This is a genomic window from Streptomyces sp. NPDC006430 (genome assembly GCF_040612395.1).
Lineage (GTDB): Bacteria > Actinomycetota > Actinomycetes > Streptomycetales > Streptomycetaceae > Streptomyces.
Genome location: NZ_JBEXQA010000035.1, coordinates 35,485 through 54,579, shown reverse-complemented (window position 1 = coordinate 54,579; position 19,095 = coordinate 35,485). Strand labels below are relative to the sequence as shown.

Genomic DNA, 19,095 nt, shown 5'->3' with positions numbered 1-19,095 from the left:
CCCCATGTCCGCAGGGTTTGTCCGTTTCCGAGGAGAGGAGAAGCTCATGGCCGCTGTCCACAGGCCGTCAGCCTGAAGCTGTCGGGACGTCGCCGTGATCGGCTCGGCGACCGTAGTCAGGAGCTGCCCATGTCCCCCATCGGCCCTCCCACCATGGACACCTGTCGTACCGGTCGCTTGCCGAAAGAGCCGGTTTCCCGCAGTCGGCTTGAAACGCCTCCCGCAGACACTGATCTGAACCACGAGGGTGGACAGACTGTGTTCACGCGAATACATTGAGTTCGGGGCCTGTGAGAGCAGGAAATAGGGGGCGGGGTGACATGGATGGCGGCTGCGATGCCGCCTTATCTGCGATTCGGCGAGCTTCCCTTTCTACGGAAAGTTGCTCATAAATAGAGCCGATGAGGCCGTGCGGTTCGGCCAGATGCACTCCTCTCTCCCGGTATTCAGCGCCGGAAAGGCTGCCGCCATCGGCACTGAATTCGACTCGTCCACGACACTCCCATACCAAAGGAGAGGCGATCATGCCTTTATCGGCAGCTGACCTCGCAAAGCTCGGGGACACGCCCATCACGATCCAGTCGACGTTCTTCCCGAATATCCACCTGCGCATGGACGGGACCGGGGTGACCGCCTCCACCGACCCCGGCGGCGGGACGGTCAACTGCCAGTACGGCCCCGGCCCCTGGACAACGTACAAGGTCCGGCCGCAGGCAGATGATTCGTACGCCTTCGAGTCGGCGGCCCTCCCGAACGTGTTCCTGCGCATGGACGGCAACGGAGTCCCCACCACCATGGCCGGCGGGGGGACGGTCAACTGCCAATACGGCATCGGCCCCTGGGAGAAATACCACCTTCGCGCCCAGGCGGATGGTTCGTTCTCCTTCGAGTCGGCGGCCTTCCCCGGTATTTACCTGCGCATGGTGACCGGCAGCGGGGTGACCACCGCCACCGGCCCCGGCGGAACGGTGAACTGTCAGGTCAACGCCAACGGCGGCGAGCACGAGAAGTTCTATCTCGACAAGGCCTGATAGCAGGGTCGCCCGGGAGAACCTCACACCTGGTTTCACACGTGGCTTCCCGCAAAAACGTACGAAAACCCGAAAGCGCCTCCTCCGCCAGCAAGCGGAGAAGGCGCTTTCTGCCAAATCAGCCTTCAGCAGACCAGACCCTCCCCCTCGGACGGTTCGATGAGTGCCGAAACATCCGGCCAATAGCGCTCCGACTCCAGCACGGGAAAGAGACCCGTACCGGTGAACGTGGAAGCAGCCCGATGCCGGAGACGGACCTGAAGCGGCGGCTCTCGAAACGATTCCACGAAGTAAACGGCGACCACCCGTTGACCCACGCCGACGACGCGTACGTCAGCAGGCAGTTCGTCACCCCTGGAGGACGTGTGCTCGGCCCGGGCCGTGACGCCGATGAGGTCCGCCGGCTGAGGCTGGGGCGGCGCCTGCCGCTGCCGGGGTACCTGCGCTTCGACGGCGCCGAAGCACTGCATCAGCACCGACGATGTCGTCCACTCCGAGTGGATGTCGTGCACTCGCGCGGAGAGTGAACCTCCGCCAACTTGAAGTCGCAGGTCAAAGGGCTGGTGTGCCCGGCTGTCGAGGTGCTCAGGCTGGTCGCGGGCGGAAGTCTGCGGGGAAGATCGTCTGTCGGGGCGGTCGGTTCGCTTGTTCGTGCCTGCTGTGGCCGGGAGTCTTCTACGATCTGGTGCATGCTGGATCCCGAGCTTCTGGAACGGATCACCGCGCGGCGCGCGGAACTGGACGACTTGGAAGAACAGCTGGCCGAGCAGCTGGCCGAGGTACGGGCCGAGCGAGACGAACTCGCTGTCGCCGAACGCGTCCTTGAACGGGTGAGCGAACAGCTCGCTGACGAACGCGCCTCGGCCGCGCCGGTGCCGGGGCAGGTGGGCGGCCGGGCGGTGATGTTGATCCCACACCGCGAGCCGGGCGTGGAGGAAACCATGCTCCCGCCGGGCTACCAGCGCATCCTCACCGCCGTGCGGCAGGCCGCCGGACCGGTCATGGCCCGGCAGGTCGGCGAGATGCTGGGAGTGGACATCAGCGCGAAGAGCAAGTTGGAGCCGCTGCGCGGGAAGCTGCTCAGACTGACCGTCCGCGGCTGGCTGCGCAAACAGCCCGACGGCCGGTTCACCACCCGCCTGTAGCCAGGTACTCCGCCGCCGAGGGTGGGAGTGTGAGCGTAACCACGGTGCCCCCGGCGGCCGTTGGAATTGTGTGACGAAAACCAAGGAGCGCGCCGAGGACACCTGCCCGCTTGTCTATCAGTGCCGTCTGCCGCTGTCCACGCGCACCGTCAACCACCTGGCGGATCTGCTGCGGCGTCATCTGAAGGCGATACGGTCGAGGTGGCGGATCCTGCCGCCCGGGAAGATCCGCCGGCGGCAACAACGTGTCCGAGTCTTCTGTCCGCCGCTGGCGCGACGAGCTGATCGCCCTGCTCGCCGCCCAGGCACCGCGCCTGGACCGAGCACTGAAGAAGGTCGCCAAGCGGGGCGGGGAGGTGGTCCTGATCGACGGCACCCTCATCCCCACCCAGCGCCGAACCGGGAAAGCCGACCGGCGGAACTATTCCGGGAAACACCGTCATCACGGCCTGCACTTCCTCGCCCTGACAGACGAAAACGGCCGCCTGATCTGGATCTCCGCAGCCCGGCCCGGCCGCACCCACGACATCACCGCCGCCCGCCGTGATCACATCCTGGCCCACCTGCGCGCCGCTGGCCTCGGGGCGCTGGCGGACCTCGGCTTCCGCGGCCTGGAACACGAGGTATGCGACCCCGTGGTTGTCACCGGCTTCGCAGCCAGCCGCACCCACAAACTCACCCCAGGCCAGAAGGAAGCCAACCGCATCCTCGCTGTCGGACGCGCGCCGGTCGAGCACGGATTCGCCCACCTCAAGAACTGGCGGACCCTCAACAAACTCCGCACCGACCCTGCCCGCGCGACCCGCCTCCTGCGCGCTCTGCTCGTCCTGACGAACCTCGAAGTCAACCGCTGACCAGGTATTTCTCGATCTCGAAGGTGAGGACCAGAGGCAGGCATGGGCGATCAGTGCGGCTCTAGCGGGTCGCGGAGCAACGTACGGCGCACCGTACGAAGCTGATCACTACATCGGGTGGTCACCTGCGTGGGTCGGGCGTCTTTCCGGCATGCCCTGCGCCATGCTGAGCAGGCCACGAGACAAGATCACGGAAGGGCGCGGTCCATGACCATTGCAGCGCAGGACGTCATCACCACCAAGCTCGAGCGTTCATTCGACGCCTGGGACGCCAACCACGACGGTTACCTGGACTGGACGGACTACCAGAAGCTCGCCGACCGCTACATCCAGGCCTACAAGCTCGACAAGACCGACCGTCGGGCCAGGGCGCTCCAGACCTTCTGCCAGATCTACTGGCTGGAGCTCCTGCGTCACGCGGGCGTGGACGGGGACCGGCTCACCAAGGACCAGTACGTCACGGCCAACCGCCTCGCGGTCATCGACACCAGCCGGCTCAACGTCACCGAGGGAGGCGGCCATGCAATCTTCGATGTCATCGACGTCAACGGCGACAACGAGATCAGCAAGGACGAGTTCGCCCGCTTCCTTAGGGACGTATGGAAGAGCGACGCGCCCGACGCGATGGACTCGTTCACCCAGTTGGACACCGACGGGGACGGCGCAATCTCGCGCCACGAGTTCATCCGCGCGATCCGTGAACACTTCCTCTCGAACGACCCCGGCGCACCGGGCAGCCTGTTCTTCGGGCGCCCCTGACCTGCATCGAGGCGCTCGCCAGTTCCGGCGAACCCCTCCTGCGCCCGCCTCTGGAACCCAGTTCCAGCGGGCGGCCATCTTTGCATGCGCCTCCTCGCCGACTGCGCACATTCCAGCCCCACGCGTAACGATCACGGGTCTTGCCGGGCACCAAATGAGGTTGTACCGATAGCTGGTGACGCCCCCGGCAAGACGGGAGCGCCCGTGATCAACCAGCCTTCCCCTCCCGCGCTGTTGAGGTTGAGGGATACCTCGCGACAAACGATCTACTCCGTAGACTGCCGCCCGCGACCAGCGTGAGCACTCCGAAGACCGGTCACACCAGCCCTTTGACCTGCGACTTCAAGTTGGCGGAGGCTCAGTGCAGTCCATGACCAGGCGTCCGTAGCCGCGCGCACGATGCGCACTGGCGCGGTGGTGCGCATCCACCCGGTGCGCATCCACTCGGTGGGTGGTGCGCACCGGTACGGCCGACGGCGCGGGAGTGGTGCGCATCGGGTGGACTCGGTGCGGTGGAGTGGGCCGGGTGGAGGCGGCGCATTTCTCCTTGACCCGGGCCGATGTCAAGGAGAAATGCGGCGGGTGCGCATCGGTGGATGCGCGGCATCGTCCCCGTCGATGTCGTCCACTCCCAATGTCGGCCACCCCACCGGGTGGGCTCCGCTCGGTGGAGTGGATGGAGAGCGCGGTGGCGTCCACTCCCGGCCGGTGGGCTCCACTCGGTGGAATGGACGCCCGACATTGTCGGTGCGCGCCACCGCATCGGGTGCGCGACATCGAGGTGCGCTCAGTGGCCGGCCTCCCGGCCGCGGTGCGGTCCGGGTTCCTGCGGGCGGTACGCCTGCTGGTCGTCCCGGCGCACCGGGCGCACCGGGTCGGCGTCGTCCTGCTCGGTGTAGCGGGTCGCGCGGGTGCGGGAGTCGTCGGCCGCCTTGGTGAACGCGTCCGTGAGGTGGCGCAGCCGATCGGCCGTGAGATCGAGGGCTTCCACGTCCGTGCGGGACTCCCGGAGGGCTCGCAGCGCCTTCATGTCGATCGCCTCCCGGGGCCCGGCCTCCGGCGCCTGGTCATCGTCGGGGTCGGCGGCCGGGGACGCGAGCAGCTGCTCGGGCATCGCCGCCTGCTGGTGGGTGACGACGTCGTACGCCCGGCCCCGCACGGCGCCGGTGGCGGCGCGCAGCTTCTCCCGCACCACCGCACCGGCGAGGACGGCCCGCTCGTACTGAAGCGGGATGCGGGGTATCTCCCACTCCCCCGCGTCCTGGCCCGAGGGCCGGGGCGCAGCCGGCTCGCCCGGATCGGCCGGGGGATGCCGGTCCGGGCCGGGCGCGGAAGTGGGCGGGCGGCGCCGGGCGCGGAGGTCGGACAGGGCCCACCGGGCGGTGTAAAGGCGGTAGCCGGCCTCCAGGCCGCGCACGCTTGTCGGCTCGCTGATGTCCAGGCAGTGGGCGGAGATGGCGGCGGCCACGATCTGGTCGTCCAGGCCGGGGTCGCGGCGGCGGCCGCGCAGAACGAGGGCGAGGTGGCGGCGGGCTTCGGCGAGCAGGTGCCGGCGGTGGAAGCGGCCGCCGTCGTTCAGCACGAACACCGTCGCGGCGACGTCGACGGCCGCCATGGCGACATCGACCACGGCGGCGACCCGGGCCCGGATCGCCGCAGCCACGGCGCGGGCATACTCGAGGAGGGAGGTGATGACGTCGGCGGCCACCTTGGAGGTGCGGATCGCACTCTCCTTCCACTCCTTGCGCAGCTGCACGAGGGGCCGGGCCTTCGGCTTGGGCGGGCGCGTCATCTTCGCGGCAATCTGGTTCAGCTTGACGCGGGCACGCTCGGAGACCACCGGCAGGAACTTCAACTCGCCGTCGTCGTCGACGGCGGTCACGTACTCGTGCTCCAGCCCGGCCAGGCAGGCGGCGATCTGGTCACTGCGCCGGGACGTCCAGCGGATCAGCTCGTGCGGCACCCCGGCAATCTCCATCACCGGCCGACGCCCCGGGGTGACGGTGCGCGGCTCGGTCGCCAGCCCCAGTACCGCGCAGACCTCCGCCGCCACGATCTCGTTGTAGAGCGCGGAGGCGGCCACGGTGTTCTCGTGCAGGGCCAGGGTGTGGATCGAGCCCCACTTCCCGTCCAGGCGCTGCCCCTTCACGGACAGAAGCAGATGGTCGTGGAGCAAGGGTCGCCCGGAGCGCGCCTCGTAGTGGCGGAAGCGCGCGGCGACCAGACCGCCGGGCGGCCGGACCCGGTAGATGTGCCGTCCTTGCCGTAGCGGATCACCGCGACCTCGTCCTCGATCCACTCCAGCACCCGCTCGATCGCGCGCTCGTGCGCGGCCTCGATCACCTGCCGGGTCTCCTCATCCCCCAGCGCCCACAGGAGGTAGATCGTCGGCTGCGGCCGGAAGACGAAGTCGACACCGATGACCATCACGCGGCGTCCGAGGGCGCCGGCCTTGAACGCCTTCTTTGGGGAGTCGCCCTTGGCGAGCCGGTCGGCCTCGATCCGGTCCGCGTCCGGGTGGCGGCCCCGCTCGCCGAACAGGTTCCGCAGCTGCGCCTCGGTGACTTCCTGCCCCGGTGTCAGTCCGAGCACGGCCAGGCCGCGGCCCATCCATCGCCCGGCCGGGACCCCGGCTTGGTCCTGGGCGGCGCGCAGCAGCGTGCGCGCCGGGCGCCGGCCGTCACCGACAACGGTCTCGCGCAGGTAGTAGCGGTACATCTGACCGGCCCGGATGACCCTGATATCCACTGTCATGCAGACCACGCCACACGGCTCTGACCTGCAAGAAAAGGCCGATCAGCGGGACGTCCCGCCAGGCGGGAGCAGCGGCCGAACTTTCTTCCCTGTGTCCCGTCAGGCGGGAAGCGGCCCCGGGACGGACGCGAATGTCATCGCTCTCCGGCAGCACTCACACCACCGCCCGAACAACACCATCCAGCACTACTGAGCACCATCCAGCACCACGGAACGAACACCACCAACGCGCACCCGGCGCGGTGGGGGCGGTGCGAGGGGGCCGGCGCGGTCCCCGGCCTCTCCGAGGATCGGGCCGTTGTAGAGGAGGTCCTTCGGGGCCTCGGTGGCAACCTGGTGCTGGTCGGGGTCGCCAACATCAAGTAGCTCTCTGCTCACCACGCAGTCTGCACGGTCCGTCGCCTCGAACGAGGAGACGGACCCTGTGCTGATGTCACCTCACCGTGGCGCAGCCGTTGATCGTTCCGTTGGGCTGTAGGTTGCAGATCTTGAGCTGGACGCCTCGGGTGATCTGACCGTTGAAGGAAAGGTCGACGTCACCGGTGCCGGTTGCGAGTGTCGCCCAGTCAAAGCCGACCCAGCTGCTGGACCGGGTGTATACCCAGCCCTTCCACCGGAGAACAGGCGTGAGGGTGCATTGCGGATTGCCTCGGCGGACGTGGGCGGTACCCGAAGTGGTGTAGCCGGCCAAGCCATCGAAGTCACCCCGGAACGTCCACTCGTAGTCGCCGCTGACCCGGGCGCAGTTGTTGTAGCTTGTGCCACCGGTGGAACCCAGCTCGGCGGCAGACGCCGAGGCCGGCAGGGCCGCCACCCCCAACGACGCGAGTGCGGACGTCAGGGACACTAGAAGCTTCTTCTTCACCAATGACTCCCTTGTATGCGCCTGCCTTCAAGGCGCATGTCACAGCCCATGCCGTGCAAACAGAGCACGTAGGTCTATTCCGATTGTTGACTTGGCTTGCATTGCGGTTGCCGTTGCGCAGTTGCCCGGCACAGGTGCCCACGCCGAGATGACGGTCACCGCGCGCGGTGTGTCCAGATTGCTGTGGAGCCAGGGCGTTCGCCTTGTACAAAGGCGCACTCTTCACGAGAGTCGACTGACGCGCGCACCGGCACGGCCGCAGACGGAGGTTGAAACGTCCATGGAGTCGAGGAACAGGGGCGAGTATGTGGAGCGTCGCACCTCAGAGCGGTTACGGGGTCAGGTGGTGATCTACCGAGGTCATCGCACTGCGGGGCCGGGTCCGGTCAGGCTCACTCTTCCCTCGGCCACCGTGACGTTGATCCTGGGCTGGGGAGATCCCTTGCGCTTGTTCTACGAGGCCCGGAGCGGTCTGGCGGAGCGGAAGGCGTGGCATGCGATGCTCGCCGGTCTGTGGACGTCGTCGATGAGGGGCGGGTACGGGGGTGTCGCGGAGTCTGTTGAGGTGGAGTTCACTCCGCTGGGCGCGTACATGTGCCTGGGGTTGCCGCTGCACCACCTAGCCAACGACCACGTACACCCGGATGAGGTGCTGGGCACCGGCTGGTCGGCCAGGCTCACCGAGCAGCTCATTGCGGTGCCGGACTGGGAAGGACGCTGGGCGGTGATCGAGAACGCCCTGGCGCAGCGATGGTGGACGCACCGCCCCTCTCGCCGGTCGTTGCCGAGGCATGGAGCCGACTGCGCGCCTGCCACGGGGGGATATCCGCCAAAGAACTTGCTGCCGCCACGGGCCGAGGCAGCCGCCGGTTGCAGGTGCTCTTCCGCGAGCAGATCGGACTGCCGCCGCAATCCGTCAGCCGGATCCTGCGGTTTCAACGGGCACTCAGCTTGCCGTCAGACGCCTGCCGGTCGCTGGCTGACTTGGCGGCCCTGTGTGGCTATTACGACCAGGCACACATGAACCGTGACTTCCGTGAGCTGGCCGGCCTCACCCCCGCACAGCTATGCGCTCTCGCCGACCGTGCCGCTTCCCGAGGCAAAGAACCGGTCGACGGACGACTGGCCAATGTCTTCGAACACTGAGACTGCCCCCTTTCCAGCCCGAGGTCATGTCCGCTGGTGTGTATCGACGGCCACTCGGTGAGATCGCATGGTGGAGCTTAGAGCGCGGAGGCGGCGACGGTGTCCTCGAAGAGGACCTCGGAGTGGGCCGAGCCCCACTTCCCGTCCAGGCGCTGCTCCTTCACTGACAACAAAAGATGATCATGCAAGAGCATGCCAGCACGTGACTCGTGGTGGCGGAAGCGGGCGGCTACCAGACCGCCGGGCGGCCTCACCCGGCAGACGCCGTCCGTGCCGAACCGGATCACCGCAACGTGGTCCTCAATCCACTCCAGCACCGCTCGATCGCGCGCTCGTGCGCGGCCTCAACTGCCGCCTGCCCTCCCGGAGATCGATTTTCCGTTCAGCATCCCCTCGCCCGCACCGGGCCAGCCGAGGCGGTACTCGCCTACCGGTGGGCGAGTACCGCGCCGGACCCCTCACCCCTCTGCCCCACAACCGCGCCCGGCCAGCCACCGGTCCCCAACCAGGACCGCTCAACGGGCCCGGCCGCGCTCGGCCGGACAAGCGCGCGGCCGGGCACGGTGCGTCATCGACGGTCAGGAGACACGCTTGAGCGTCCAGGCGTTGTTGTTGAAACCGGAGTTCGGGAAGGCGACACAGGCGCTGCTGTAGTACGAGGCGGTCTGGACCCAGCCGGCGGGGTAGTAGGTGGAGCCGCAGGCCTGGACGACGGTGCCCACTGGCAGGCCGGTGAGCTGCTTGATCTGCTTGATGTTCGGGGCGAAGTTCTGGGTGCCGCAGCTCGGGCTGTTGCCCCAGTTGACGTCGACGTAGCCGACGGGGGTGGCGGTGCTCGCGCAGGTCGTGGTCACGTCTCCCGGGGCGGCCTGGGCGGGAGCAGCGGTGAGCGCGAACATCGCCGCGGCACCGGCGAGGGCCATGGTGGTGGTGCGCAGACGGTCCACAGTGGTCTCCTTGGATCGGAAAATATGCCAGTCAGCAACTCCAGCCATTCCTACGGCTTGACCGAGGCCCACGACAGCAGGTTTCCGGCCCGGAAGATCACGCCACAATCAGGCGAAGGAGTACCCATCGAGGGACGGAGGGCGGCGAGCCGACGGCCGCAGTCATCGACTCACAACCCCTGCGGGCCCATCGAAGAACGCCCGGACATGTGACCCCAGAGTGAGCAGGCGCGATGGCGGGGATCTGGCAACCAGACGCCAGACACACCCGACAGACACCGCACCCCGCTGTCCAGCGACAACGCATACCGATGACACCGAACACACCGCATCAGAATGTCACCACCAGAAGCAGACCCACCCCTGACCAGCCACAACGACAACAACCCTCGGCGTCGCAACTGCACAACACTCAACCAGACTGCGCAGCCCGACCCGAAGCTAGGAACTCCGCAGGCCAGACGACTGGCAGCGCCGCTTCCTGCACAGATTCAGTTCAGTTGAGCTTCTTCGAGTTGGCCACCGATCGGGTGATGGGCTGTGAAGCGCAACGAACGAGGCCCCCGAGCTGTTGATCGAGATGTCTGACGTCTCAATCACGTTGCTCGGGGGCCTCGTTGGTCATTCATCCTGCCGCACTTGACCTGCCGCATGCGCTCGTGGAGTGGGTCACCATGCTGGTTGTCACTCGTGACGGCGACCGTCGCTGCAAGCTCCGTCCGTCTCAGCGAGCGATGGTGGCACTGGTGTACCTACGAGAGCACACCACTCTGGCGAAGATCGCCGCCGGGTTCGGGATCAGCGAGTCCACCGCCCACGCCTACACCCGCGCGGTCGTCGACCTGCTCTCCGAACGAGCACCGGGCCTGCTCAAGACGCTGCGCGAGCACGATCCCGACTTCGTCCTGCTCGACGGCACCCTCGCCGAGTGCGACCGGGTCGGCGACGGCCGGGCCGACTACTCCCACAAACACCGGCGCCACGGCGTGAACGTGCAGGTCGTCACCGACCCCGGCGGCCGGCTGCTGTGGCTCTCGCCCGCCCTGCCGGGCCGCACACACGACCTGACCGCCGCCCGTACCCACCGGATCATCCGGATCTGCGAGCGCCAGGGCGTTCCCATCCTGGCCGATCTCGCCTACCAAGGCGCCGGACCGTGGCTGACGACCGGCATCAAACGCAAGCCGCTCCAGGACCTCACTCCCACCGAAAAGACCCTCAACCGGGCACTGGCCGCAGCACGAGCGCCCGTTGAACGCGGTGTCGCGAGCCTGAAGTCCTGGCGGATCTTCCGCAGGTCCCGGTGCAGCCCCAACCGCATGACGTCAATCGTCAAGGCCATCCTCACGCTGGAGCGGCAGCGAAGAAGCTCACTGATGCGATGCGGGACCGGATCGAGTGCTTGGCCCCGGTGGCCACAGCGTTCTGTCAGCCCTGGGCCGCGGAGCTGGGCAAGCAGGTCACCGGCGGCCCGTACGCCCTGCCAGCCACCACGTGGAGTCCAACCCGTACGGGACGTCGCCTTCCGTGCCTCGCCCGAGGCCCGCTGCATCGCAGGAGAGTTCCTCGACAGTTAGGGAGGAGCCGAGGTGTCCACGACGAAGGCAACGTATACGGTGCCGGTCCAGGCGGCCACGTGCGTGTAGTCCGCGACCCAGGTCCGGTTCGGCGCCTGCGCGACGAAGTCGCGGTCGACCAGGTCCGGCGCCCTCGCGGCCGTCGGCTCGGGGATGGTGGTGATGACCTTCTTGCCGCGGACGGCGCCGGCGATGCCCAGCTCGCGCATCAGGCGCTCGACGGTGCAACGGGCCACTGCGTGGCCCTGGCGGTGCAGCTGCCGCCAGACCTTCCGGGCGCCGTAGACACGGTAGTTGGCCTCGTAGACCTTGGTGATCAGCTCCTTTGTCGCCTCGTCGCGCACCGTGCGGGCGGAGGGCTTCTCCTGGCGCTTCTTCGCCGCGTAATAGGTGGAGGGGGCGATGCTGACACCGTGCACGGACAGCACGGTGCAGATCGACTCGACGCCGCCGAAGCGGTCCTGATGCTCGTCGATGAACGCTACGAGCGTGTGTGTGGCCGGTCGAGCTCGGCCGCGAAGAAAGCCGACGCGGCCTTGAGGATCTCGTTCGCCCGCTTCAGCTCGGCGATCTCCTTCTTCAAGGCCTTGATCTGCGCGGCTTCCTCGGTGGTCGTCCCCGGACGCGTGCCCGAGTCGATCTCGTCCTGCTTCACCCACTTGCGCAGCGTCTCGCGTGAGCCGATGCCCAGCTTCTGCATCACCACGTTCATCGCGGCGGTCTCAGTCGGGTAATCGTCGCGGATCTCGGCGACCATGCGCACCGCACGTTTGCGGAGCTCGGGCGGATAGGAGGAGGGACGTGCCATGACTCTGATCCTTACATGGAATCGAGCCTCCACCTCACCCGGGGCGGTTCAATCGCAGAGCCCGCCGGATGAGCAGGCTCCCCGCGGAACCGGATAGCGATGGAACTGGCGTGGTAAGTCCGGCCGTGGATGAAGTCCCGCAGAGCACACAGCTGGTCAATGGTCGGCAGGCACGGCTGGCCAGGGTCATGAGCAGTCACGACATCGACCCTACTCACAAGCGGGTGGCGCGGCGGGTGGGCAACTCGCCCTGCAGGCTTCGGCAGGCCACGGCCCCTTGCACGGAGCCGCGTCGATGGGCGCCGCCCCTCGCCTGATGGTGCGGTCGCACCAGTCGCACAGCACTGTCGCGCGGGCGCCCGCGTCCTCAAGGACCCTGGCCGCCTCTTCTGCGACCTCGAGCCAGTTGGGTTCCGTGACCGCGACTGGCGCGCTGTCGAGGAGAAGTTTACTGTTCCAGAGACTGAGACCGGTGACCGTACGCATCGCACGGACCGCATCGACCTTCCGGTCACCTGCCTCTGTCAGCAGTACACGGAAACCTGGCTCTTCCACACACCCTCCCCGCCCCCGGCCACCCCAAGCTATCCCTGGCAAGTGAACCATTCACCGACGCAGCTGCTTGTCATGGTCGCCTCACAAACAGGTACTCCAAGGAATTAGGCGCTCGCGCTTACCCGCTCGCCAACCGCGGGCGCGCCAGCGAGGGTGAGTGCGTCGAGTCGCCACACGTCCCTAGGGGCGGGTACGGGTGCGGACCAGCAGCAGGGTCAGGATGCCTGGAACCGTTGTGAAAGCCACGTAACCCAGGGCGCCCTGGGAGATGGCAAGCCGCGTGAATGAAGCGGGAGCATCAGAGGCGGCGACGCTGACCGCCCAGGCAGCAACAGGCGTTGCGGTGGCCAGAAGTGCAAGCCACGCGCCGCGCCGGGCAAGGAGTGCAGTACTAGGTCGTGACCGGAAGGGCGTCCGGGCGGGGTCGCGCCGGAATCCGGGCCGTCCGGGCCGCCTCCACCGCCGCGGCCGAGGTGTAGAGGGTGAGTGCCCGCCCGCCGCGCACCAGCTTGGCCGCCGCCCAGTGGAACGGGTTCGCCCGCCCCTCCGCGACCGCGGCGTGATCGCCGACCAGTCGCCCGACCCGCGCCAGGAGCGCCGGATCGAGGCCCTGGCGCAGCCTGCCGTGCGCCTCGCGCTGCTGCGGGGCGTACAGGTTGAACGGCAGGTACAGCGTGGCGTCGTCCGGCCGGTCCCCGTCGCGCGAGGTCATGCTCCAGCACAGGGTCGGGCGCACCCCGGGCAGGTCGAGCGGCCGGGATCCCCGCGGGGCGGTGCCGTCCACCAGATCCGCCGCGGCGGCCGCCGCGGCCCGCCCCAACGGGGCCAGGCGCGCTTCGAGTTCGGCGACGGATCGCTCCGCGACCGTCGTGTAGAACTTGATCCGGGCATGCGGGGACTCGTCTACGTCGAGCGCGAAGAAGGCCGGCATCAGGTGGGCCATGCCCTGGGGGTCGTGGCGCCGCAGCCAGTCCCACGCAGCGCCCTGCCCGAGCCGGTCGAGCGCCGTCCCCACGGTCTCCCGGCTGCGCTCGGTGCCCGCCGCCAGCGTGTCGAAGTACACCTTGGGCCGCGCGATGCCCGACGAGCGGACCGAGGCCGCCAGGCACATCCCGAAGGCCGCGCGCTCACTGCGCGGCCGGAACAGTTCGGCGACCTCGTGGGCCCGCTCCAGGTCCGCGAGGCCGAGGCGGTCCAGGGCGGCCAGGGTCCGCAGGCCGCGCTCCCAGCTCCCGGCCGCGGAGGCGGGGCCGCGCTCGGGAAGCGGCCGGAAGAAGAGCCGGACGTCGACCCGGTCCCCGTCGAGCACGAGCGAGTACTCGAAGGGGGCGGTCGACACGGCGTCCTGCCGCGTCCCGCCGCCGTCGGCGTCCCGCGAGACCCGGTGGCCCCACCCGTCGAAGAGGGTCCCGACGGCCGCCTCGGCCGCCGCGTCGAAGCGTTCCCCCAGGCCGAGCACCTCGCCCAGGTACCGCAGTCCGTCGACGGCCACGCCCGCGTACCCGGGCCGCTGCGTGGTCACGGGGTGCTGCGTCGTCATGGGGCGACCGGCTCGGGGACGGGAGGCAGGTAGGGCTTGGAGTCGATTCCGGGGTACATCCGCTCCAGGTGCCCGATGGTCTCCTCGGTCCAGTAGTCGTCCCCGGGGGGCGGAAATCCCAGCAAGTGCCGCTGGCGCGGGTCCAGTTCGACCATGAGCTCGTGCAGGGTGTCCCAGTTCGGGTGGGCCGGCCGCATCGACCACAGGTGCTTGTCCGTCCAACGGGCCTGCGCCCCGTGCATGTTGAAGAAGAGCGCGAGGCGCCGACCGAGCAGTTCGTTGTAGGCCGAGCCCCGGTGGACGATGTCGCCGACGAAGAGCAGCAGCGAGCCGGCCTCGGCCTCCACCGGCCGCTCCTGCTCGTACAGCCCGGGATACTCCGCCTTGTCGTACGAGCCCTTGCCGGCGTCGGTCAGCAGCGGCAGCCCGAGGTGCGCGGCCCGGTCGACGACATAGGTGGGCGCGGTGTCCGCGGTCACGTCGGTCAGGTAGAGGATGCCGTACACGCGCTGGTAGACGCCGTCGGCCCGCGGATGCACCAGGCTGCTGGCGGCCCAGGCGTCGTTGTGCAGGGTCTGGTCCCGGCTCTCCCCGTACGCCGTGCCGTACTTGGCCTGGATGAAGGAGCTCGTCAGCCGCAGGTCGGTGGTGCCGAGCAGTTCCTCGACGACGTCGATCACCCGGAGGTCCAGCGCGTGCCGGTTCAGGTCGTTGCTGGTGAAGGGGAACGGAACCGCGTGCTTGAGGGCGTTGACCTCATCGGGCGTGCTCCCGCTCGCCTCCGGGTCGGGGAAGTACGTGTCGATCGCGGCCCGGGCCCGCGCGAGGGCCTCGCCCGTCACGAAGCCGGGCACCAGGGCGTATCCCCGGCCGGCCAGCTGTTCCACTATCTGCTTAGTGTCCATGGTGTCCGTCCGTCTCAGCTCTCGGAGAGGTGGTCGTGCGGCCCGCCGCTCCGCTCCGGGCGCGGCGCGCGGGACACGACGATGTTCTTGTGGAAGGCGTCCAGCCGCATGGACTCGCCGACCGCCGCGCCCTCGACCTCGATCCAGGAGTGCGCGGCGAAGGGCATCAGGCTGACGCCGGAGATCCAGTCGGGCCAGCTGCCGCGCAGGCGGGCCAGCAGCGCCGCCGCGATCGAGCGCTCCAGGCAGTACGGCCCGGCGGCGCGGCGGCTGACGGAGACGACGTCGCTGCGCGCGGCCAGCGCCTCGGCGAGGGTGGCGGGGCGGGCGCCGCCGCTGAGCCGGCGCAGCGTCCGCTCCAGCGCGTCCGGACTCAGCCGGGTCAGCAGGCGGCTCGCCAGCACGGCCAGCACCGGCAGCGGCCGACGGCGCAGCGGCAACCGGGCGCGGGGCTCCAGGGTCATGGGGAGCGTCACGTCAGACCAGCACCTTCGCGCGCCGCATGGTGTCGATCAGCTTCGCGACGTCGCCGGGGATCCGGTCGGCCGCCTCCGGGTGGCGTGCGCACAGCTCACCCACGACCTCGTCCTGGGTGCGTCCGGCGGCGAGCATCTCGAACACCGAGGTCCCCATCGGGTTGATCCTGAAGTACGTACCGGACTTCTTGTCCAGGAGGACGGCGGCGTCCTCGGTCTTGGTGAGTACGACGTGCGGAGAGATCTTCAGCATGGTGAGGCCAGTCGTCGGTTCGTGAGGGGGAGTTCGGGCGCGGGCGCCGGTGCCCCCGCGACGGCCTGCATCCAGGCCTCCGCGGCGACGGTCAGCTCCAGCGCGTTGGTCTCGTACTCGGGGCGCATGGTGTCCCGCAGGGTGGCGCGCAGCCGGTCGATGTCCACCAGGCCGTGCTCGGCTAGCAGCGAGTCCTCGAACAGGCCGAGGAGCGAACGGCGGTTGCGGGCCAGGCCGCGGTGCACCGACATGCTGAACTCACCCTTGGTGGAGCGGGAGAGCGCACTCGTCCGCGCACCCGGGGCGCTGTCCACGCCCATGGCGGCCTTGAGCACCGGCTTGAACCCGGTGCCCGGCAGGGCCTCGGCGCGCGACACCGACAGGGCGGCCTCCAGTACGGCGTCGTCCATGTACGGCAGCGACAGGGTGATCCCCTGGTGCTCCATCAGGGCGCGCAGTGGGCCGAGTCGTTGGCCGCCGATGCGGTGTCCCGCGATGCTGGTGTGCACAGAGCGGGTGCCGGCCTGCGGGGTCCGGCCGGCGTCGCCGCCGGCGGCGACCGCGCGCACGGCCTCGACGTTGGCGGGTGTCGTCCACGGGGTCACGCGGACCTGCGGGCCCCAGCTCAGGCCCGGGCCGAGGACGTCCGGCCGGGGTAGGTGCAGAGCGTGCAACTGCTCCTCGAACCAGCCCTGGTACGTCTGCTGCCGGGAGAGCCCGCGTAGCACGGAGGGCATGCTCCAGCGCCGCAGCCGGGCCAGATCGCGGATGCCGCGCACCGCGCGCAGGGGTGAGCGCGCGTAGAGGTCGCCGAAGTAGGACGGGGCGATGGTGAACAGCTCGTCCCCGCCGAATCCGCCAATGTGGACGTCGGATCCGGTGGCGGCGAAGATCCCGGACATCGCGGTCTTCCGCGCCCGGTTGCGGATGAGGGTGTACGGCTCGCCCAGCCCGTACGGGACGTCCTGGACGAGTCCGCGACCGGGTTCCCAGATGCCGTCGTACGGGCCCGGGACGTCCTCGGGACCGAGGACGGTCAGGGGCCGGTCGATCTCCCGGGCCGCGATCGCCGCCCAGTGGGCGTCGTCGTGGTTGGGGTCGACGGTCTGCTCGACGAACGACTGGAAGCGGGCTCCCTGGCCGGCCAGGAGGAAGCAGAGGGAGGTCGAGTCCATGCCGCCCGACAGGTCCGCGGAGAGGCCGCCGGCCGTGGCGATCCGGACGCCTACCGCCTCCTCCAGGGCGGCCCGCACCTTCGGGGCGCCTTCGGCGAGCGACAGCGTCGGTGCCGGGGGAGTCCACCAGGTGGTGGACTCGACCCGGTCGGCGGTCATGCACAGCCTCTGGTCGGCGGGGAGCCGGTGGACTCCGTGCCAGTAGGTGCCGCGGGTCAGCCCGTAGTCGAATCCGGGGTGCAGCATCCCCCAGGCGACCATCTCGATGCGCGGGGTGGCGCCGCTGAGCCGGGCCAGTGGTTCGACCGCGTCGGACGCGGCGTAGGAGCCGTCCTGGCGCCGGGCGTAGAACACCTGGCGCAGTCCCGACGCACTCCCCTGGACGTAGGTGGAGCGGCCGTCGGTGTAGAGGATGTGGAAGCTGCCGGGGATCTCGTGCGCGGCGGCCATCAGGCCGGGCGCTTCGTCGTGCCGTGCCAGCAGGCGGGCCAGACGCCCCGCGTCGATGCTCGTCTCTCCGAACAGCGCGAGGCGTCTGGCGCCGGCTTCCGCCGCGATCAGCCGGGAATGGGAACGGTCCGCGACCACCCATGTCCGGCCCGAGGCGTACGTCAGCACATCGGTGTTCTCAGTCGGCCCGGCGTCAACCGGAAATGCGTCATCGACGTTCTCCGGGAAAGCGATGAACCATGACGCACTCAAGGAATCCCCCTAGCCAACTGAATTTGCGCACCGCGATCAGATGATCGCGGTGCCCTCACCGTCGTTGCTGGCCCAGCCGTACCACATCGTGAGTTCGGAGAACTCGCCGATGGGCAGCATTTCGGGCGCCTCGTATTCGACAACCTCGATGTCGTTCATTTGCGTCACCCCCTTCCGTTCGATTGATCAACAACCTAACAAGCGGGGGCGGGGATAAGCGAGACGGTATTTTCGATACGTTCGGCCGTGATGACCGAAAGCCACGGCCCGGGCGAATCGGAATGCAACATTCCGATTGTCGGGTGTGCGTGGCACATGCACTGGTCTCCCGGCGGATCAGGCGTGTGTCGCCGTGCCCCGCGCACGCGGCAGCGGTGCACCGCTGAGCGGACCCGAATGGCCGGAACGGGCCCTCTTGACCGTGAAGTGCACCTGGAGTACCCCGGTCCAGACGAGCGCCGAACCCAGCAGGTGGAGCATCACGAGTAGCGCGGGCAGGGCCGTCAGCGACTGCACCAGACCCACGAGGCCCTGGCCCAGGAGTACGGCCAGGAAGGCGGCCGTCTTGCGGCGCGCGGCGCCGAAGCCCTCCTTCGGCAGCGCGGAGAACAGGACCCCGGCCAGGACCAGCACCGCCCCGGCCAGTACGCCGTGAATGACGGTCACGGCCGTCCAGTTGAAGGGCATCCGCGCCACGTCGGAGGAATCGCCCGCGTGCGGACCCGAGCCGGTGGCGAGCGTGCCCACGACCAGGAGCAGGGCCGTCACCGCGACCAGGGCCGCCGACAGGGACCCGACCCGCGCGACGGACCGGTCGTCCCCGCCGCTCCCGTCCTGCGTGTCGGCGCTGCCCTCCGCGTCAGGATCGGCGGACGCCGCGTGCCAGGTGTACACCGCGGCGGTGAGCAGCAGCGTGGCGGCGAGGAAGTGCGCGGCGACGATGTACGGACTCAGGCGCATCCATACGGTCACTCCGCCGACGACCGCGTTGAGCACGACGATCCAGAACTGCGCCCAGCCTCCGCGCAGCACCGCGGGCATCGGCCTTTTCTGGAGACGTGCGGTAATGATGACCCAGCCCACCACCGCGCACAGTGCCCCGGTCAGGAGCCGGTTTCCGAATTCGATGGCGCCGTGCACCCCCATTTCCGCGGTGGGGGCCAGCGTTTCTCCCGTACACATGGGCCAATCGGTACAGCCGAGACCGGAACCGGTGACGCGGACGATTCCACCGGTGACGATGATGGCGATGCTCGCCACGACCGAGCCCAGTGCAGCCGCTCTGACGCTTCTCGCTCCGAGTGAGTACCTGTCGGCAAGCCATGAGAGGGGAGTGCGCACGATCGGCCTTTCTTTAAGTCGCTTTTACGCGCCGTGGGGCGGGACCTCAGCGTACGCCGCGTGTTTACCCCGGTCTGACGGGGCGTCGCACACGGGAGGGGCCGGCTCCCGGCCCTCCGATGCTGCGGCCGTCACACCCCGGCTGACCTGCCCGAACGGCGGCGGTCCGGCAGACTGGGAAAAGCGGGCTCCGCCGCGCCGATGAGTTTGCGGGCACCCGCGGGTCCAAGTCCTGACGGAGAAGACCGACTCATCGGGAGCA

At 68.9% G+C, this 19,095-nt stretch carries 21 protein-coding genes and 1 pseudogene; 6 read left to right on the top strand and 16 right to left on the bottom strand.

The window, feature by feature from the left end; translation table 11 throughout:
- Positions 1-524: 524 nt before the first annotated feature.
- The gene (locus tag ABZZ20_RS31775) at positions 525-1,031 is read left to right on the top strand and encodes a hypothetical protein (protein ID WP_356875592.1); all 507 of its coding nucleotides are present in this window, start codon (positions 525-527) and stop codon (positions 1,029-1,031) included.
- A 125-nt stretch (positions 1,032-1,156) separates the two neighbouring features.
- Here the strand turns inward: ABZZ20_RS31775 and ABZZ20_RS31770 are convergent, their stop codons facing one another.
- A complete protein-coding gene (locus ABZZ20_RS31770) occupies positions 1,157-1,543 on the bottom strand; it encodes a hypothetical protein (protein ID WP_356875590.1) in 387 nt (128 codons plus the stop codon).
- Positions 1,544-1,720: 177 nt separating this feature from the next.
- Between ABZZ20_RS31770 and ABZZ20_RS31765 the strand changes: the two genes are divergently transcribed.
- The 3 genes from ABZZ20_RS31765 (at position 1,721) to ABZZ20_RS31755 (ending at position 3,789) form a co-directional block, all read left to right on the top strand.
- A complete protein-coding gene (locus tag ABZZ20_RS31765) occupies positions 1,721-2,176 on the top strand; it encodes a hypothetical protein (protein WP_356875588.1) in 456 nt (151 codons plus the stop codon).
- A gap of 245 nt (positions 2,177-2,421) precedes the next feature.
- Positions 2,422-3,030 (top strand): transposase family protein, encoded by a 609-nt coding sequence (locus ABZZ20_RS31760; RefSeq protein ID WP_356875586.1) that lies wholly within the window; start codon positions 2,422-2,424, stop codon positions 3,028-3,030.
- A 207-nt stretch (positions 3,031-3,237) separates the two neighbouring features.
- Positions 3,238-3,789 (top strand): EF-hand domain-containing protein, encoded by a 552-nt coding sequence (locus ABZZ20_RS31755; RefSeq protein ID WP_356875584.1) that lies wholly within the window; start codon positions 3,238-3,240, stop codon positions 3,787-3,789.
- Between the two features lie 787 nt (positions 3,790-4,576).
- Here the strand turns inward: ABZZ20_RS31755 and mobF are convergent.
- The 3 genes from mobF to ABZZ20_RS31740 form a co-directional block, all read right to left on the bottom strand.
- Positions 4,577-6,013 carry a MobF family relaxase gene (mobF, locus tag ABZZ20_RS31750; protein WP_356875608.1) on the bottom strand — a complete coding sequence of 479 codons (1,437 nt, stop codon included), beginning with the start codon at positions 6,011-6,013 and terminating at the stop codon, positions 4,577-4,579.
- Positions 5,935-6,543, bottom strand: coding sequence for a relaxase domain-containing protein (locus ABZZ20_RS31745; protein WP_356875582.1), 609 nt, complete (start codon positions 6,541-6,543; stop codon positions 5,935-5,937). The genes mobF and ABZZ20_RS31745 overlap by 79 nt, the downstream gene beginning before the upstream one ends.
- Positions 6,544-6,976: 433 nt before the next feature.
- Positions 6,977-7,408 carry a hypothetical protein gene (locus ABZZ20_RS31740; protein ID WP_356875580.1) on the bottom strand — a complete coding sequence of 144 codons (432 nt, stop codon included), beginning with the start codon at positions 7,406-7,408 and terminating at the stop codon, positions 6,977-6,979.
- 750 nt (positions 7,409-8,158) lie between these two features.
- Here ABZZ20_RS31740 and ABZZ20_RS31735 point away from each other — a divergent pair.
- Positions 8,159-8,554, top strand: coding sequence for a helix-turn-helix domain-containing protein (locus ABZZ20_RS31735; RefSeq protein WP_356875578.1), 396 nt, complete (start codon positions 8,159-8,161; stop codon positions 8,552-8,554).
- A gap of 77 nt (positions 8,555-8,631) precedes the next feature.
- On the opposite strand, the gene ABZZ20_RS31730 is transcribed toward ABZZ20_RS31735, so the two are convergent.
- The gene (locus tag ABZZ20_RS31730) at positions 8,632-8,871 is read right to left on the bottom strand and encodes a relaxase domain-containing protein (protein ID WP_356875576.1); all 240 of its coding nucleotides are present in this window, start codon (positions 8,869-8,871) and stop codon (positions 8,632-8,634) included.
- Positions 8,872-9,132: 261 nt separating this feature from the next.
- A complete protein-coding gene (locus ABZZ20_RS31725) occupies positions 9,133-9,501 on the bottom strand; it encodes a hypothetical protein (protein ID WP_356875574.1) in 369 nt (122 codons plus the stop codon).
- Between the two features lie 617 nt (positions 9,502-10,118).
- On the opposite strand from ABZZ20_RS31725, the pseudogene ABZZ20_RS31720 reads away from it, so the two are divergent.
- Positions 10,119-10,865 (top strand): annotated as a pseudogene (locus tag ABZZ20_RS31720) (transposase family protein); the annotation flags it as partial.
- Positions 10,866-11,074: 209 nt separating this feature from the next.
- Here ABZZ20_RS31720 and ABZZ20_RS31715 read toward each other — a convergent pair.
- The 10 genes from ABZZ20_RS31715 to ABZZ20_RS31670 all read right to left on the bottom strand — a co-directional run bounded on the left by ABZZ20_RS31715 (position 11,075) and on the right by ABZZ20_RS31670 (position 18,833).
- Positions 11,075-11,497 (bottom strand): IS3 family transposase, encoded by a 423-nt coding sequence (locus ABZZ20_RS31715; protein WP_356875572.1) that lies wholly within the window; start codon positions 11,495-11,497, stop codon positions 11,075-11,077.
- 62 nt (positions 11,498-11,559) lie between these two features.
- Positions 11,560-11,886 carry a transposase gene (locus tag ABZZ20_RS31710; protein WP_356875570.1) on the bottom strand — a complete coding sequence of 109 codons (327 nt, stop codon included), beginning with the start codon at positions 11,884-11,886 and terminating at the stop codon, positions 11,560-11,562.
- A 210-nt stretch (positions 11,887-12,096) separates the two neighbouring features.
- Positions 12,097-12,492 (bottom strand): ribosomal protein L7/L12, encoded by a 396-nt coding sequence (locus tag ABZZ20_RS31705; protein ID WP_356875568.1) that lies wholly within the window; start codon positions 12,490-12,492, stop codon positions 12,097-12,099.
- A 340-nt stretch (positions 12,493-12,832) separates the two neighbouring features.
- The gene (locus ABZZ20_RS31700; RefSeq protein WP_356875566.1) at positions 12,833-13,981 is read right to left on the bottom strand and encodes a tryptophan dimethylallyltransferase family protein; all 1,149 of its coding nucleotides are present in this window, start codon (positions 13,979-13,981) and stop codon (positions 12,833-12,835) included.
- Complete coding sequence (locus tag ABZZ20_RS31695) at positions 13,978-14,886, bottom strand: phytanoyl-CoA dioxygenase family protein (protein ID WP_356875564.1); 909 nt, start codon at positions 14,884-14,886, stop codon at positions 13,978-13,980. The genes ABZZ20_RS31700 and ABZZ20_RS31695 overlap by 4 nt, the downstream gene beginning before the upstream one ends.
- Positions 14,887-14,900: 14 nt before the next feature.
- Positions 14,901-15,362, bottom strand: coding sequence for a lasso peptide biosynthesis B2 protein (locus ABZZ20_RS31690; protein ID WP_356875562.1), 462 nt, complete (start codon positions 15,360-15,362; stop codon positions 14,901-14,903).
- A gap of 1 nt (position 15,363) precedes the next feature.
- Positions 15,364-15,615, bottom strand: coding sequence for a lasso peptide biosynthesis PqqD family chaperone (locus tag ABZZ20_RS31685; RefSeq protein ID WP_356875561.1), 252 nt, complete (start codon positions 15,613-15,615; stop codon positions 15,364-15,366).
- Positions 15,609-17,492: an asparagine synthase-related protein gene (locus tag ABZZ20_RS31680; RefSeq protein ID WP_356875559.1), complete on the bottom strand. Its 1,884-nt coding sequence runs from the start codon at positions 17,490-17,492 to the stop codon at positions 15,609-15,611. Before ABZZ20_RS31680 ends, ABZZ20_RS31685 begins: the two co-directional genes overlap by 7 nt.
- Before the next feature lie 36 nt (positions 17,493-17,528).
- On the bottom strand, positions 17,529-17,651 hold the full coding sequence (locus ABZZ20_RS31675; protein WP_356875557.1) for a lasso RiPP family leader peptide-containing protein: 123 nt from the start codon (positions 17,649-17,651) through the stop codon (positions 17,529-17,531).
- Positions 17,652-17,828: 177 nt separating this feature from the next.
- Positions 17,829-18,833 (bottom strand): COX15/CtaA family protein, encoded by a 1,005-nt coding sequence (locus ABZZ20_RS31670; protein ID WP_356875555.1) that lies wholly within the window; start codon positions 18,831-18,833, stop codon positions 17,829-17,831.
- Between the last annotated feature and the right edge of the window lie 262 nt (positions 18,834-19,095).

Excerpts from the sequence above, each read along its gene's own strand:
- ABZZ20_RS31710 (WP_356875570.1), bottom strand. The coding sequence starts at position 11,886 with ATGGCACGTCCCTCCTCCTATCCGCCCGAGCTCCGCAAACGTGCGGTG.
- ABZZ20_RS31775 (WP_356875592.1), top strand. The coding sequence starts at position 525 with ATGCCTTTATCGGCAGCTGACCTCGCAAAGCTCGGGGACACGCCCATC.
- ABZZ20_RS31745 (WP_356875582.1), bottom strand. The coding sequence starts at position 6,543 with ATGACAGTGGATATCAGGGTCATCCGGGCCGGTCAGATGTACCGCTAC.
- ABZZ20_RS31685 (WP_356875561.1), bottom strand. The coding sequence starts at position 15,615 with ATGCTGAAGATCTCTCCGCACGTCGTACTCACCAAGACCGAGGACGCC.
- ABZZ20_RS31755 (WP_356875584.1), top strand. The coding sequence starts at position 3,238 with ATGACCATTGCAGCGCAGGACGTCATCACCACCAAGCTCGAGCGTTCA.
- ABZZ20_RS31705 (WP_356875568.1), bottom strand. The coding sequence starts at position 12,492 with ATGGTTCACTTGCCAGGGATAGCTTGGGGTGGCCGGGGGCGGGGAGGG.
- ABZZ20_RS31695 (WP_356875564.1), bottom strand. The coding sequence starts at position 14,886 with ATGGACACTAAGCAGATAGTGGAACAGCTGGCCGGCCGGGGATACGCC.
- ABZZ20_RS31735 (WP_356875578.1), top strand. The coding sequence starts at position 8,159 with ATGGTGGACGCACCGCCCCTCTCGCCGGTCGTTGCCGAGGCATGGAGC.
- ABZZ20_RS31675 (WP_356875557.1), bottom strand. The coding sequence starts at position 17,651 with ATGAACGACATCGAGGTTGTCGAATACGAGGCGCCCGAAATGCTGCCC.
- ABZZ20_RS31765 (WP_356875588.1), top strand. The coding sequence starts at position 1,721 with ATGCTGGATCCCGAGCTTCTGGAACGGATCACCGCGCGGCGCGCGGAA.
- ABZZ20_RS31700 (WP_356875566.1), bottom strand. The coding sequence starts at position 13,981 with ATGACGACGCAGCACCCCGTGACCACGCAGCGGCCCGGGTACGCGGGC.